Origin of the sequence: Moorena producens PAL-8-15-08-1 (assembly GCF_001767235.1) — a bacterium.
GTDB classification, from domain to species: domain Bacteria; phylum Cyanobacteriota; class Cyanobacteriia; order Cyanobacteriales; family Coleofasciculaceae; genus Moorena; species Moorena producens_A.
In genome coordinates, this window is the sequence record NZ_CP017599.1 from 2,138,977 (window position 1) to 2,154,199 (window position 15,223).

Annotated in this window: 9 protein-coding genes; 2 read left to right on the forward strand and 7 right to left on the reverse strand. The window is 45.1% G+C overall.

The window, feature by feature from the left end; translation table 11 throughout:
- Window position 1: 1 nt before the first annotated feature.
- From BJP34_RS08245 to BJP34_RS08265, 5 genes are all read right to left on the reverse strand, one after another.
- Window positions 2-3,301, reverse strand: a complete 3,300-nt coding sequence (locus tag BJP34_RS08245; RefSeq protein WP_070391930.1) for a hybrid sensor histidine kinase/response regulator — start codon at window positions 3,299-3,301, stop codon at window positions 2-4.
- Window positions 3,302-3,322: 21 nt separating this feature from the next.
- Window positions 3,323-4,570, reverse strand: a complete 1,248-nt coding sequence (locus BJP34_RS08250) for an RNA-guided endonuclease InsQ/TnpB family protein (RefSeq protein WP_229424287.1) — start codon at window positions 4,568-4,570, stop codon at window positions 3,323-3,325.
- A 374-nt stretch (window positions 4,571-4,944) separates the two neighbouring features.
- Window positions 4,945-5,700, reverse strand: a complete 756-nt coding sequence (locus tag BJP34_RS08255; RefSeq protein WP_070391931.1) for a DUF1995 family protein — start codon at window positions 5,698-5,700, stop codon at window positions 4,945-4,947.
- 127 nt (window positions 5,701-5,827) lie between these two features.
- On the reverse strand, window positions 5,828-6,991 hold the full coding sequence (locus BJP34_RS08260; RefSeq protein ID WP_070391932.1) for a cysteine desulfurase family protein: 1,164 nt from the start codon (window positions 6,989-6,991) through the stop codon (window positions 5,828-5,830).
- A 118-nt stretch (window positions 6,992-7,109) separates the two neighbouring features.
- Window positions 7,110-7,490: a DUF7682 family zinc-binding protein gene (locus BJP34_RS08265; RefSeq protein ID WP_070391933.1), complete on the reverse strand. Its 381-nt coding sequence runs from the start codon at window positions 7,488-7,490 to the stop codon at window positions 7,110-7,112.
- 253 nt (window positions 7,491-7,743) lie between these two features.
- On the opposite strand from BJP34_RS08265, the gene BJP34_RS08270 reads away from it, so the two are divergent.
- Complete coding sequence (locus BJP34_RS08270) at window positions 7,744-9,174, forward strand: phospholipase D-like domain-containing protein (RefSeq protein ID WP_324611035.1); 1,431 nt, start codon at window positions 7,744-7,746, stop codon at window positions 9,172-9,174.
- A gap of 494 nt (window positions 9,175-9,668) precedes the next feature.
- The gene (locus BJP34_RS36340) at window positions 9,669-10,820 is read left to right on the forward strand and encodes an aspartate carbamoyltransferase catalytic subunit (protein WP_083305054.1); all 1,152 of its coding nucleotides are present in this window, start codon (window positions 9,669-9,671) and stop codon (window positions 10,818-10,820) included.
- Between the two features lie 47 nt (window positions 10,821-10,867).
- Here the strand turns inward: BJP34_RS36340 and BJP34_RS08280 are convergent, their stop codons facing one another.
- Both BJP34_RS08280 and BJP34_RS39080 read right to left on the reverse strand, forming a co-directional pair.
- The gene (locus tag BJP34_RS08280; protein WP_070391935.1) at window positions 10,868-11,728 is read right to left on the reverse strand and encodes a hypothetical protein; all 861 of its coding nucleotides are present in this window, start codon (window positions 11,726-11,728) and stop codon (window positions 10,868-10,870) included.
- A gap of 67 nt (window positions 11,729-11,795) precedes the next feature.
- Window positions 11,796-13,898, reverse strand: a complete 2,103-nt coding sequence (locus BJP34_RS39080; protein ID WP_070391936.1) for a hypothetical protein — start codon at window positions 13,896-13,898, stop codon at window positions 11,796-11,798.
- Window positions 13,899-15,223 lie beyond the last annotated feature (1,325 nt).

The following is a 15,223-nucleotide window of genomic DNA, read 5'->3' on the forward strand; positions in this document are numbered from 1 at the left end:
GTTAATTACTTCGAGCTAACAACACTTCCCCTTGCCTGATTCGTTGGGCAGCATCTAGTAGCACGTCTTCTAGATAGGGTTTGGTAAAATAGCCTCTAGCACCGAGATCAGCAGCTACTTTCCGGTGTCGATCAGCACCACGAGAGGTGAGCATGGCCAGGGGGATTTCGCACAAATCTGGGTCTTTTTGAAGGCGAGATAGCAGTTCTAGACCATCCATTCTGGGCATTTCAATGTCACAGAATACGATCTCGCAAGGCAAACCAGACCGAAGTTTATCCCAGGCTTCTTGACCATCACGGGCTTGTTCTACCCGATAACCAGCTTTACTGAAGGTCATAGAAAGAAGTTCTCGGACTGTGATTGAATCATCCACAATCAACACCATGGGATCAGATTTGATTAGATTGGCCTCGGCTCCGGTGGCGGTTGGAGTTTCCATCCTTTGCCAGATCGCAACACCACCATCTTTACGAATCCGACCCATAGCAAGGTCAATCAGTTCTAAGACGTCAGCAATGGGCATCACGCGACCATCCCCTAAGACGGTCGCCCCGGTAATGCCTACTGGCTTAGGTGCAGGGCCTTCGATTTGCTTAATAACAATTTCTTGCTCCCCTAATACCTGATCAACTTCTACGGCGAGCATGTTACCTGTACTGCGCAGTACCACCACAGAAATCAAGTTGTCTTCCCGTTGGCTGCCATAGACACTAGCCCTGCTGAGTTGGCTATGGTAGGTCAGCAACTCTGAGAGGGGCTTGAATGGGATCTGGGTGTCCCGCCATTGAAGAAAGGCTTGACCTTGGGAATTGGTCTGAATGCAATCAGGGGAGACATCCTGCATATCTTCCACCCCATCCATGGGAAAAGCAATTTTGGCGCGATCGCTTACACAGCAGAGGGCTTTACAAATACTCAGGGTCAGGGGTAAGCGAATGGTAAAGGTGGTTCCTTGCCCGAGACTAGAGTCGATAGTAATGGTTCCCCGAATTTCACTTAAGCAGGTGCGCACCACATCCATACCTACTCCTCGACCTTTGGTGTCAGTCACTTTCTCAGCAGTGGTGAACCCAGGGTGGAAGATGAAATTGAACAACTCCAAGTCGCTCAAGGTTTTTGCCTCAGTTGGGGAAATCAGATTCTTTTCAAGGGCTTTAGCTCTAATTCGATCTGGATCAATGCCCGCCCCATTATCCGAGATGGAAATCACCGTCTGATTTCCCTGGTAGAATGCCCCCAGGGTGATTTTACCCGCCCTAGGCTTCCCCGCAGCCAGCCGTTCTTCTGGTAGCTCAATCCCGTGGGTAATGGCATTGTTGACCAGGTGGGTCATAGGATCATAGAGGTGTTCTAAGATCATTTTATCAATCAAGGTTTCCCGCCCCTCAACCTGTAGCTCGGCTTCCTTGCCTTCCTGCAAGGAAATTTCCCTGACTGCACGGGGCATTCGGTCTGCTGCTTGGGCAAAGGGCACCATACGCGATCGCGTCAGTCCTTCTTGGAGTTGATTGGTTACCTGTCTGAGGGTACGAGTTACTTGGTCGGTTTCATCCACCAAAAACTCAATGTCAGATGCCGACTCCTTGACCCGGACAATCAGCTCAATGATCTCTTGGGATAGCAAATGGAACCCTGTAAAGCGGTCCATTTCTAGAGGGTGATAGTCTTCTACGCTGGAGTAATTCTGGTTTCCTTGTTCCCGTTCTTGGATGCTTGTAGTTCGGTAAATCTTACTACTAGACAATAGGGAATTTTCCAGCAGGGTTCGCTCATACAAGTCCCGCATTTTCAAACCCACATCGTTGAGGCTCGATACCTGATGGGATAAATTATCTAAGAATTGCCGCAGCCGTTCTTGATCTTGCTCTAAGGTATTGCGACCAACCACCAGTTCTCCGACTAAATTGCTCAGGGTGTCCAGTTGTTTAACCGGTACCCGCATGGTTTGTTCAAATAGCTTAGATCTCGGACGCCTGGTTTGGCGGGACAGCTCCTGGTTTATCCCTCCTGGGATAGCAGAGATGCTTTGATTTGCCTGCTCTAGCAAGTGCTCGAGGTCTTTAAAGTCATCCTCTACTGAGTCCGCCTGATTGGTTTTCCGGGTTTCTTGGTCTAGGGAGTGGTTAGGTTCAGGGCTACTAGTTTCATTTAATAGGAGTTCTAGTTCATCAAAAATTCTTGTCTGCTCTGATCCCACTTCAACAGTGGCTAAGCTCACATCCAGGGGTTTTATACTTTCAAAATCAACGTTTTGGTAATGGGCCGTAGCTTCTGCCAACAGCTGCTCTAATTGCTGCCATTGATCTTGGGTTGTTGGTAAGGGTTTTGGTGATGAATCTGGTAATTTGTTTGATTTTATGGGATCGGATTTTCTATTTTTTCCTTTTACACTTGAATTAAGACCAGGTGTAGACGCCTCACTGGGTCGATCTGAAGTCGAGGTGGGGTTTGAAGACCCTGTCATTGATGGGGATTTAATTGCTGGTTGGTGATGGTTTGCAGGGGGGTGAGTTGGAATAAGCTCCAACTCATTGACCAGATTGAAATCTAATTCATTCAGGTCGGTGTTGGTCAGACCCGGGCGAGGGCTGTGGGTGGGCTCGACCTGCGGTGTGCTTGGTCGAATAGGCTGCTGTTTGCCCATCCCATAACTATCTAATTTTGTGGGAGGATTACTTTCCGAGCTTGAGCTATTTTCTTCAAAAAAGGTATCATCAAATAAACTACTTAATTCATCCGCTGGGTTAGTTTTTTGAGTTAGGTTTCCTTCAGTACTCCCAACAGCAAATAATTCTTCAAGGTCTTTGTCTGTCAGGCTTGGAGTAGGGTTAGGTTGAATCTCCTGTGGAGTTGACTCCCTTGACTGTAGTAACTCAAAAGCTGCTTCTTCTGGAAATTCCTCATCGAACAAACTGAGTAAATCTTCCTCGGTAGACTCTGCTGCCTCTGGAATGTCCAACCCATCAAGTTCTTTAATCAGGTCAGATAAATCCTTTGGTTCGTCTGTAGTTATAGTATTTTCTGATTGGCTAGACAACTGCTGGTTATCTGGAGCGATAATTTCTTCTTCTTGCCAGGTTTGATCCAAATCAGGGGTCTGACCTTCAAAGATATCAGCTAAGGTATTAAGTTCTGCCATGCCAACTTTTGGTTCTGCAGCATCATCGGACTCGATTTGGAGGATATCAGTGGTTGGTTGTGCCACTTCCTCTATATCCGGTATATCCTCGAGGAAGTTATCTAGGTTAAATTCGTCTTTGATTACTGCTGGTGGCTGAGCATCTAGGTTGTTAGACATTCGGAAAGCTAAAATTCCACATTAAGCGAACATTTTTAACCTTTTGCCTTGGCAAGTTCGCCGGTTTCCTGCGACGAGAAACTGATATAATCCGGTAAAAACCGTATTAAAGTTCCCTTCCTGCTTCTTTCCAGTTACCTGGTTTTTCATAGGGTGTCGGCACTTCCTATTCCACAGGCTTAGACCGAATAGCCTTCGGCAAAACGTTCGTGCATTCAGGCTGGCGTTATAGTCACGGTCTTTGACTTCACCGCAAACCTCACAATCAAAAACTCGTTCTTTAAGTGGCATTTCCTGAACATGACCACAACTAGAACAAGTTTTAGTGGATGGGTAGAATCTATCTACAAATACCAATGAGCAACCGTACCACTCAGACTTGTATTCGACTTGACTACGAATTTCATAAAGAGCGGAGCGGAATCGGCTATCGCACCTGCGTTCCTTATGGTTTTTTAGCAGACCGGAAACATTTAGATCTTCTAACCCAATGACTGCGTGGTTTTTGCAAAGCCAAGAGGTTAATTTGTGAATTGCATCTTTCCGGATGTTAGCAACACGTTGATGGGCTTTAGCTAATTTCAGCTTTGTCTTATTTCTATTGGCAGAACCCATAGTTCTTCTAGATAGTTCTCGTTGAAGTCTAGCCAGCTTTTTCTGAGCTTGTTTGTAAGCTCTAGGATTAGGAAATACAGTCCCATCTGAACAGGTGGCTAGAACTTTAACCCCGACATCAACACCTAGATATTCTCTACATTTAACAGTGGGTTCAGGTTCCAACTCGTAGGCCAAAGAAATATACCAAGAATCGGCTACTCGACTGATTGTAACCCGCTTCGTCTGGATTCCAGGTAAAGGTTCATAAGTGCTAATCCACCCAATAAAAGGGAGTTTCAACCGAGTTCCTGAAAACTCCATGACCTTCCCACAATTATCTAGGGTGAAGCTATCATTTCTACCTTTCTTCTTGAACTTAGGGTGTTGATATCTCCCTTGAAAGAATCGGTTAAACGCTTCTCCTAAGTGCCTGAATACGAATTGATAAACCCTATAACTTAAGGTATACTGCCAAGGATATTGAGGTTTAACATGATTGGTATAGAACTTTTTCAGCTTGTTAGCAGAAGGCTTTAGCCCGGCTTTATAGGATTCGTTCCACATATTTTTTAAAGCCCAATTCCAAAGCAACCTAGAATACCCAGCGTGTTGAGCCATCAAGGTTTTTTTTCTATTATTAAGTTTTAACTTGGTCTTGAAGGCTCGTTGCATAAGTCTGGGTCATTCTTAATTTTGCTTTGATACTAAGCGAGCAGCTCGGCGCTGTCAGTCATGGAGTTTTAATGGCTTTGATTATCCCTGCCGTTTCCCATCAAGCTCACGTTCTGACATTGACCCCGACTCACTCAGCAGCAACTCTGAGTTTGATGTACTTAGTCACCGAGCTACCTTTGACGACATAATGATCGTATCGTTTTGTACCGCAAATCGTCAACTAAGTTACTCCTCTATGATAGTTCTAAAATTTCATCTCACTAACTAGCCAAGAGGTAGCTTAACACTTCCGGATCTATACAGACGAGGTTTTCTTGCCTCGCTAGCTAGATTTTTTATAACGTTTTTCCTATCTCAGTTCAACTGTGAGTTCAACGACTCAGAGCATTTAAGAATTTCTGGATACCTGAGAAGAACGACTGTTTTTTTTGGGCAGATGGTATATTTTGAGCATCTTCTGGGCTAGTTGTGTTAACTAGATTTGCCTTAAGTATAATTTGCTCAATAGCCTCTGTTGTCGGTTTGCTGGTTTCTTCAGTCACTAACTGATACTCATCATCAATTTCTAGCCATACTTGCCACACAGAAGGGTAACAACGCCATAGAGCCCCTCCTGGAAAGGGTCGCAGATAATAACAAGACTGCAGAGTTTTCAGGAAGCGATCGCGCAACTGACGTGCGGCATAGCCAATCCCTACAATTGAGACATCTTCCAGCTGAGGATTTAGGATTACACAGGGGCGATCCCCAGCCAAATTACAAATCTTTTCCACTTGGCCTACTTCCACTGCAGACGGGCCCACTAGCAAGAAAACCTGGTCATCATCATCAATTCTAGTTTCTGCTGGGGAGCGACTGGTGCCAACATCAGTAATTTTAAACGGTACCTCTCCCCAGTCACGAAGGGCAAGGGCTGAAGCACCAGTATCAGGAAAGAATATTTTCAGTCCGGAGCCATACTGCTCAAAAATAGGAATAAATGCTTGGGCAATTGACTGGGCTTGCAGGGCAATTTCTGGAAAGACCAACTCCACTTGTACCCTGGTTTGACCATCATCTAGGGCGGCTTTGGTCGCTTCTTTAGCTTGAGCGATCGCATCTTCTAAGGTCAAAGGAAGTTCACTCATGAGTCTGTCCGTATGTGTCTTTATCAAAGACTTTAATACTAATGACTTCAAAGATAAATGTCTCGCCACATTAATTCCACCCAATCAACCCTACCCATAGGAGCAATTGAGCCTTTTTTTAGCAAAGTTAGACCTTGGATAATGCTGGTTGTGGCATCAGTCGTTCTAAAATTTGCTTGAGTACCATCACCGTCCAATCTACATCAGCTTCTGTGGTATCTCGCCCCAGTGTCAACCGAATTCCAGCCAAAGCAGCTGGAGCATTGTAACCCATTGCTAACAATATCGGACTCGGACTAAGTTTACCACTGTGGCAAGCGGAACCTGCACTAATCCCAATACCAGCCTGATTCAACTGACGCACTATAGTTTTGCCAGTCACCCCCTCAGTAGGGGAAGTCACACAAAAACTAACATGATGGGGTAAGCGATAGTCTCTAGAACCAGTGGGAATGAGATTGGGGGTATCAGCCAGTTGGTCAAACATGCGATCGCGTAATCGAATTAACCGAGGTGTCTCTTTTAGCATTTGCACTGCTGCTAGTTCTGCCGCCATGCCAAACCCAGCAATCAGTGGCAACGCCTGGGTTCCAGACCGCAATCGGGATTCTTGTCCACCACCGGATATCAGGGGCACTAACTCCACACCAGGGCGGATATACAGTGCCCCTGATCCCATCGGACCATAAATTTTGTGACTGGAAATCGACAGCAAATCCACCGGTAGTTGTTGAACATCGATCGATAGCCGTCCTGCTACTTGAACTGCATCGGTATGAAACAGAACACCCTGTTGACGAGCAATTTGTCCAAGTTTATAAATAGGTTGGAGCGTACCTACTTCACTTTGACCGTAAATGACGGAGACTAAAACTGTATTTGCCTGTAGGGCAGCTTTTAAATCACCGGGATTGACCATTCCCAGAGAATCCACTGGTAGCCTAGTCACTTGCCAACCCCACTGTTCCAACCAGGCTACTGGTTGAGCGATCGCAGAATGCTCTACACTAGAAATAATCATATGCTGGGGTGTTTTGTAGCCTTGAGCAACCCCCATCACTGCCAAATTATCCGCTTCAGTACCGCCAGAGGTAAATGTAATCGATTCTGCTGGTGCATTGATTAACCTAGCTACCTGTATTCTAGCTCGTTCCAGTACAATGGCCGCTCGCTGACCCCACTGGTGTAAGCTAGAAGGATTACCCCACTGCTGGGTAAGCACTTCTTGCATAGTTGTAATCACTTCTGGGCTTGGTGGTGTGTTGGCGCTATAGTCCAGATAAATTTGCATGGGTTTTCAGGCAACCAGCTATCTCTACCTTCAGCATATAACCTTTCCAGGTCTCTCTCAAACTGATGACTAATAACTGATGATTAATAACTGATGAATAATAACTGATGAATAACAACTAACCACCTGGTTTGCCAACGTTATAATCCTCGTGGGACAAAACTGCGTGAGGAACCAATAAGCTACCCTGGTCGTGACAAATCATTCGGTAGTTGCGAGTTACAGGAATACTAATGATCCAGCGGTTGTGGCGCAGCCGCTTGCCACCAAATTCTCTGTAATCTTGGTGATTCTCCAAACCAGCAATTATCCCACGGGCTTTGACAACCACATGGGTAGGAAGGTTTTTTAAGTCAATGGGATCATCTTCAAAACTAGACTCCCACTGCTGTTTTTGCTGTTTTTTCTCTTCCCGTGCTCGGTTTTTTTGATCACATCGGTGGCATGTTTTACCATACCCCTTGTGGCCACACGGGAATGTTTTCTTTCGTCTTGGCATAAGACAGTAGTTCGGGTTAAACTCCCTAACCCGCTAATTAGGCTTCGGTATAAGCCATTCCATCAGAAAAAGGCAATTAGGGGGGGTAGTTGAACAAGATGGCAACTGATATCCCCTGGTATTTTATGTTAATTCAACAACTGCATCTATTTGAAGATTGTGCTGTTAGCATGAGGAAATCAGCTATTCAATCGGGTTTTTTGATGCCTTGAGTTCCCAACCAGCGTGCATTTACTGGAATTTGTATTATCTTTTGCTGATACTATTGATTTTGTGTGGCTGTAAACAAGCTCAGCCACAGGTTTCTCTTGAGCCCCCTCTGCCCCAAGACCCTTGGGTTCAGGCTTACTTTAATCATAGTAGGTCAGCCCAATACATAGATCCTTACCGGGGAGTAACTCGGGAGGGAGATAACTTGGAGCAAGTGATTGTGGATGCGATCGCATCAGCAAAGTCAACAGTAGATGTGGCGGTTCAGGAGTTGCGTATGCCCAGAATTGCCCAAGCTCTAGTAGAACGTAAGCAAGCTGGTGTCAAGGTCAGAGTCATTTTAGACAATAACTACAGTCTTCCGGTCAGTAAACTTACCGCTGAGTCAGTGGCAAAACTGCGCCAAAGAGAACGCTCACGCTACAATGAGTCCCTAATATTGATCGACCGTGACGGAGATGGTCAGCTGAGTGCAAGGGAAATTTCAGAAGGAGACGCTTTAATCATCTTAGGAAATGGTGGTGTACCTATGATTGATGACACAGCGGATGGTTCTCGGGGCAGTGGCTTAATGCATCATAAGTTTATAGTTATTGATAACAAAGTTTCTATTATTACCTCAGCCAACTTCACTCTTAGTGATCTACATGGTGACTTTCAGTTTCGAGAGAGTCGTGGCAATGCCAACAATCTGCTCAAGATTGACAGTGTAGAGTTAGCTAACCAATTCACCCAGGAATTTAACCTGATGTGGGGGGATGGTGCTGGGGGTAAACCAGACAGTAAGTTTGGTCTCAAGAAGCCATGGCGACCAGTAGAGCAGGTGACACTGGGGGATACCAGTGTGGGGGATACCAGTGTGGGGGATACGACTGTGGGGGATACAACTATCGCGATACAATTCTCCCCAACCTCCACTACCAAACCTTGGCATCAGAGTAGCAATGGTCTGATCGCTGAAATCCTTCCTCAGGCTAAGGAAACCATTCACATAGCTTTGTTTGTCTTTTCCGAGCAACGGCTAACTAATGTTTTAGAGGAATCCCATCAACAAGGTGTTAAGGTCAAAGCGCTAATTGAGCCAAGTTTTGCCTTTCGCTATTACAGTGAGGGTTTGGACATGATGGGAGTAGCTGTTGCTCACAAGTGTAAATATGAGACTGGTAACCGTCCTTGGCGTCAACCGATTGCTACCGTCGGTGTGCCTCAGTTGCCAGAAGGAGATGTCTTACATCACAAATTTGCCATTCTGGATGGAAAGATAGTGATTACAGGCTCTCACAACTGGTCAAAAGCAGCAAATACCAGGAACGATGAGACGGTATTAGTTATTCATAGTCCTATGGTTGCTGCCCATTTTGAGCGGGAGTTTCAACGCCTCTATGGCAAAGCAGTGAAGGGAGTACCAGTTAGAGTTCAGCAAAAGATTAAAGCACAGCAACAAAAATGTGTGCCTCTTGATCCACATTCTTGAGTAGAGCATACTATTTAATAGTTGGCATGACGGGTTATACCCCTCAATTAAATAATAGATGTGTTAGATCAAGTCCGGTTAATCACTTTTAAAATGGTCTGTTGCGTTTTGTCGTTAGTGATCAGTCATTGATAAAACGTCCACCAATCTGTCATCGCCTGTTCATAAATCGGTGTTGTCCGAACAATAACTAGTGATCAATTATCAAGAGGTGCGACCCGTGGCGAATCTAATTCGCCAACGGAAAGCGCACCTCATTGAATGATAAGTATTCAACCGGACAGGATATCAGTTGACCGAACACTAAACGAGCTTTCTTGGTTAACACAGGTTTGCGCTGAGGTTATCTTAGGTGTTGGGGCTCAATAATACCAAGTAGGTAATACTGCTCGACCTGCTAACCTTAATCGATATCTAGGGTTTCCTGGGTGTCAGAAATTCTCAAAGCTGTCACGAGCAGCAAAGCTAAATTATTGAATTGCTTGACGACTTATATGGCAAATGCCACCTGGACTCGCCGCCATATTCTTGCCCTGGCTGATTTTACGCCAGATGAATACAATACAGTCTTACAAACTGCCGCTAGCTTTCGGGAAGTATTGTCCCGGCGCACCAAAAAGGTACCTGCACTACAGGGTCACGTGGTTGCGAATTTGTTTTTTGAACCATCAACCCGTACTCGTAGCAGTTTTGAACTAGCGGCTAAGCGTCTTTCTGCTGATATCCTAAACTTTGCACCAGGAACATCTTCCTTAAGCAAGGGCGAAACGATTCTTGATACAGCGAAGACTTACCTGGCAATGGGAACTAATATGATGGTGATTCGCCATCGGCAGGCGGGAGTTCCTCAAATTATTGCTACTGAGATGAATCGACTTGGTGTCCAGGTAAGTGTACTTAACGCTGGTGATGGTCAACATGAACATCCTTCTCAAGGATTGCTGGATTTGTTTACAATTTGTTCTTGCTTAGACTGGGACAATCCCCGTATAGAACTGCTTGCTGGAAAAAAGATTACCATTGTTGGAGATATTTTGCACTCACGAGTTGCCCGTTCCAATATCTGGAGTCTCCTGGCGACAGGGGCAGAGGTTCATCTCGCTGGACCACCTACTCTACTTCCGCAATTATTTGCTGAGTACAGTAGTACTCGTCTCCAACAACCTAGGGAAAAGCAACAGCAACAGTTATTGGCTAAGTCTAGCCTTGCTCACCAGCGTCAGTACACCGAAACCCCTCTGATTTTAAAAACAACGGTACCGATCACAAGTCAAGCCAGCCATTCCCTTACGTCTACGCAACAGTTACCAATTAGTCATCCTAAGCTATATGTTCACTGGGACATTGAAGCAGCACTAAAAGATGCTGACTTTGTCATGACCTTGCGGCTGCAAAAAGAACGTATGACGAGTCATTTGTTGCCTAGTTTGAGAGAATATCATCAGCGTTATGGGATTACCGGGGAGCGCCTCCAACTTTGCCAACCCAATGTTCACATTCTCCATCCTGGTCCAGTTAACCGAGGCGTTGAAATTAGTTCTGAGCTGATGGATGATCCCCAGATTAGCTTAATCCCTCAACAGGTGACTAGTGGAGTTGCGGTTAGGATGGCGTTACTTTACTTAATCGGTAGTGGTAAGTTTTAAGGGTTAGAATCAGCAAACCGTAATCTTTACTGTGGTCTTCGAGTACATCAATTGCCCCAAGGTAAACTCTGACCATTACCCCATCTAACTGACGCCTGTACCAAACCCAAAATAAATTCTAGCAATCCTCTCCACTGCTGTTGACTAGCAGTGACTCCTTGCTTGTGGATGTGTAGAATCAAATCTCGATCAGGATGGTTAACAATTTCCTGAGCATAGCGGTTGATCACATCACCATCTAGTTGAATCACAGTTTGGGCGCAAATTAAATCATTGATTGACTTGACATTTGCTGGTTGCTGTGAATTAGTTTTTAGCAATGCCTGATTTCGGCTATCCAGTGCTGCTTTGAGTTCACTGAGCTTACGCAAACAACGTAAGAAACGATGGTTCTTAAGAATCTGTTGCGCTTGAAGCATTTCCTCAGAACTGCTGGTTTTAGTAGGGTTTGGTAGTCGGGTGTTAATTTGGTGCAGTTCTACTGTGGGATCGGTGAGGATTTCTTGGCCTCCTATCGCCTGGTCTACAACAGTAGGATCATACAAGGGTGAATGGGGATCACTCAGAAGGACGGTGTACTCTAGTTCCAAGGTTTTACGTAACTCAAGGTAGCGATCGCGTAAAGACGGATGAATTCCCTGTTGCTCTAGATAGTCTGCTGAGATCGGGTAAATATCCCGGTAGGTTTCCCAGGGGATGAACTTATCTCCCTTAATTTCCTCCACTACCATGGTGTTAACTTCTAAGGCTGTGATGTCAATCAAGACATCCCCCAAAGAGCCATAAAATTCATCAAGGGTTTGACCAAATCTAGAGCTAAGATCAGGTGCGACCCGTGGCGAATTTAATCCGGCGCTGGCATCAGTAGTTCCTGGTTGCTTACGTTTTCTGGTCTTGGTCACGGCCATTTTAATAAGATATTAACTACCCTAATATAAGTGGATATAAGTGGAGTAATTATCGATTTCAACCAAACTAATCCTCTTGTTTACGTGGTTTCTTGATAAATAGTGACTCTTCCAGGCTAGACCAATTATCATCATCAAGTTTTATCGCCTCAGATTCACTCTGTTGTGCCACAGGAAAGTCAAACAAGTCTTCCATGAGGTCCTCAGATGCTTTCTCTGATTGATCGGTGATATCAGAGATTTCTAGAAACGGATCTAACTCTTGAGATTCTTCCTGATTAAAGTTATGGTCATCAGTTAGGTCATTGGTCAGTTCTGAAGTATCTGGATCTTTTGAAGGGGTCGATAGCTCCAAGCTATTTCCTAGAGATGGATAAGATTCCAGTTCATCAGTTGCGAAATCATCCCAGTCTTCATCAAGTTCTAAATCTGTTGCTGATCCATTGAGATTACTTGTGAGATTACTTGGTGCAGTGAACGGATTAGCGTTTTTCGTTAATTTATCCCACTCATTATCCTCAGAGACATCCAATGAATCTATCTCAGGAGTTGTCAATTCTAGTGATGAGTGCTCCGGTTGTTCCAACATCCAATCATCCCAATCCTCATTTTCTTCTAGCTCCAATGATTCTAGGCTGAGGAGGTTAGAGTCTGTATCAAGCTGTTGTGTGTCTTCTTCAAACAAATCACCCCATTCATCTTCTAATTCCTGGTTTGAAGTTTCAGTTGTGGATTCTGGTGATGGGGGCGTTAACTCCAAATCTTCTAATGTCAGGAGTTCCCAATTTTGATTATCCACTGCATCGGATGACTTTAAATCAGGTTCCGATTGTTCTTCAACGAATTCCTGCCATTGTTGATCAATCTCTGCATCTGAAACGTCTTGGTCAGTTAGCTCCTGATCAGGCACAGACTCCAGTAATTCCCACATCGAGTCATCCCAATCGTCCTGTTCAGTTTCCGCTTCTAACGCCTCGGTGCTATCTGTCGATGGCATCAGTGAGGATTCCAGTTCTGCTGAGGGGACTTCTAGCAGTTCAGGCTCAGTTTCTAGGAAAGTCTCGGGGCTAGCTTGGGTTTCTTTTGGAACTGGGGGTGGAGGTACCAAGATTGACTCCAGTTCTGGTGCCGTATCCGGTAGGAAGTCAGGACTAATCTCTGTTTCTTCTTCAATCGGGGTTGGAGGTACCAAGACTGACTCCAGTTCTGGAGCCGTATCTGGTAGAAAGTCAGGAATAATCTCTGTTTCCTCTTCCATGGGGGGTGGAGGTACCAAGACTGACTCAGTTTCTGACCACCTATCCTGTAGGAAGTTTCCTATTGCTTTTTCCTCCTCCAAGTCAGTCGTTTCTGGCAATTCAGTACTCTCAGTAATCTCTGGAAACAAACCAGCGTCAGAAACTACTTCATCGACTACTTCATCGACCAATCCAGGTTTTATGATCGGCTCAGTTACGGTGTAGGGATTAATGAATGAATCATCAAAGTTCCCTGGGGTAGTAGCTGTTACTGACTCAAGGTCAGCAGATATTGTTGGGGGTGTCTCTGGTGCTGTCTGAGTTGGTTCTACTTCGACTGGGGGAGGTTCTGCTACTAATTCCGAGGCAGAGGCAACTGCTGCTGCTGCCAATCCAGTCCCCAAAACGGCTTTAGTAACTGTATCGACACGATGCTCTGTGTATGACTCGACTGACTCGACTGACTCGACTGACTCGACTGACTCTATGGCTACTCTGGTTTCAGTTACCGGTTCTGTGCTTGGCAATAAATGGGTTTCAACCCTAGGGGATTCAGGCTTTATAACCCCAGTAGTGCTAGTTGGGTAACCTAGAGTGAGTAGAACTTCAAACAGCTTATGCAGACTTTTGAGGTTGCTCTGAATAATTTGATTGCCTTGAGCCACTTGATCATTGTGAAATTGCCGCAGTTCCCTATAGCGACCATTGCCGATAAACTGGTCCCCCACTTCATTGTCGATGGTACCGTTAATGGTATCAATGCGGGTACACATACGATGACCAGGTTTTGCTTGGGCTGCATCTAAATCAGCATTGGTGTCGGCTACCCAGGTGGTAATTTTCAAATCAACTGCTTCGCTCAGGGCTAGGACAAGAGCCTCTTTAATATTGCCTGTCTTAAGGTATTGTCTGAAGTCATCGCTAGGAGCCATAATAGTAAACTCGCGCTTATTAGGGTAGTTTTGTAACTTAGTTTAGATTGACTAATTATGAATAATTTTTAATATTCCCACAGCCACCCTTGGGTTATATTCTTGGGATTCTTTAAAAGATATAGCTGTTGTTGAGAGTTTCTTGCTGACTGTGAACACCCAACCGTCAACCATCAACAAACACTCGGTTACTTACAATTATTTAGGTTAAATATATATCAGACGACAACGAGTTGAGCAACCTAGCAGTGAAGATCTCGATCACTCAACAAGCTTGACTGGGCACACCTTGGACAGCTCCCTGTTCAATGAAGAGTATTGCTTAGTGGGATTGGCGGTGGGTGGTGCATCACCCGAGGAGCCTTACCGGTGGTAGGCGCGAGTGATGGAACATGGCAGTGCAACAGTTGCATTAGCACTAACCCGTGAAATGCTGCAACAAGCTGTCAAGGGTTTGCCCAAAGGGGTAATCGGTGGTTTTGCTGGTAGTTAGAGCAATGGTATGGTCCGGTTGATCTTCTCTGAGGTCGAAACAATATCAATGGTGAGTTTTGGGGGATTGTTAGGGATTAAAAGACGACTATCCAAACCTTTCTTGAGTATGGATTGCGCTTTGATATCGAGGAAAATTTTCAAGGGTGACCAGTCCCATGGGAGCGAATGTGCAGAAGTCGGAAATTCACTCAGTGCCTGGCTTATCCAGGTGATGGTTCCTTCTAGCAGTTACTACCTTCACCCGCTACAGGCGCTTGGGGTTTCAGAAACGGAAATACCGGCTGGGTTTTAAGATACTTTTGTACCAGTATGCTGTTGATTAGTTTTCTCAGTCAACCAGATATGTGCGCACACTCCACAGATTTTAAATAAATAATAGCAAAAAATAATGGCAAACGCAACTAACCTAAAAGATCTGCGCTCAGCGCAAGCCTGTGCCGTAGGCAATCACACTCGTAGAGAAAGCGATCGCATTACTGATTACTGATTCGTGATTACTGATTCGTGATCACTTATTTCTTAGCTTCCGGCAAAAGAAGCCCCACATCTCAATGCGCAGCATGAGTGCTTAAAGTTACCGTAAGATAGTGGAGCTTTTATGGTTAGTCGGTTATGCGCAAAAGGGTTAAATATGCATGTAATAAAGCTCCACTATCTAAGGTTTCGTCTCCAGGGATGAATTTTGCACAGGGTCTCTTGGATTCGGCAAAGCCGACGCGGGGCGCGTTCGGGGAAACGAGCTATCAAGCTGTCTTAAAACTCAGACGAGGTCATCCCTCTTCGATTGGCCTCTTGCTCCAGTTGTCTTTTTTCAAAATCGGTAATCCTAA

Excerpts from the sequence above, each read along its gene's own strand:
- BJP34_RS08245 (WP_070391930.1), bottom strand. The coding sequence starts at position 3,301 with ATGTCTAACAACCTAGATGCTCAGCCACCAGCAGTAATCAAAGACGAA.
- BJP34_RS08280 (WP_070391935.1), bottom strand. The coding sequence starts at position 11,728 with ATGGCCGTGACCAAGACCAGAAAACGTAAGCAACCAGGAACTACTGAT.
- BJP34_RS39080 (WP_070391936.1), bottom strand. The coding sequence starts at position 13,898 with ATGGCTCCTAGCGATGACTTCAGACAATACCTTAAGACAGGCAATATT.
- BJP34_RS36340 (WP_083305054.1), top strand. The coding sequence starts at position 9,669 with ATGGCAAATGCCACCTGGACTCGCCGCCATATTCTTGCCCTGGCTGAT.
- BJP34_RS08255 (WP_070391931.1), bottom strand. The coding sequence starts at position 5,700 with ATGAGTGAACTTCCTTTGACCTTAGAAGATGCGATCGCTCAAGCTAAA.
- BJP34_RS08265 (WP_070391933.1), bottom strand. The coding sequence starts at position 7,490 with ATGCCAAGACGAAAGAAAACATTCCCGTGTGGCCACAAGGGGTATGGT.
- BJP34_RS08250 (WP_229424287.1), bottom strand. The coding sequence starts at position 4,570 with ATGCAACGAGCCTTCAAGACCAAGTTAAAACTTAATAATAGAAAAAAA.
- BJP34_RS08260 (WP_070391932.1), bottom strand. The coding sequence starts at position 6,991 with ATGCAAATTTATCTGGACTATAGCGCCAACACACCACCAAGCCCAGAA.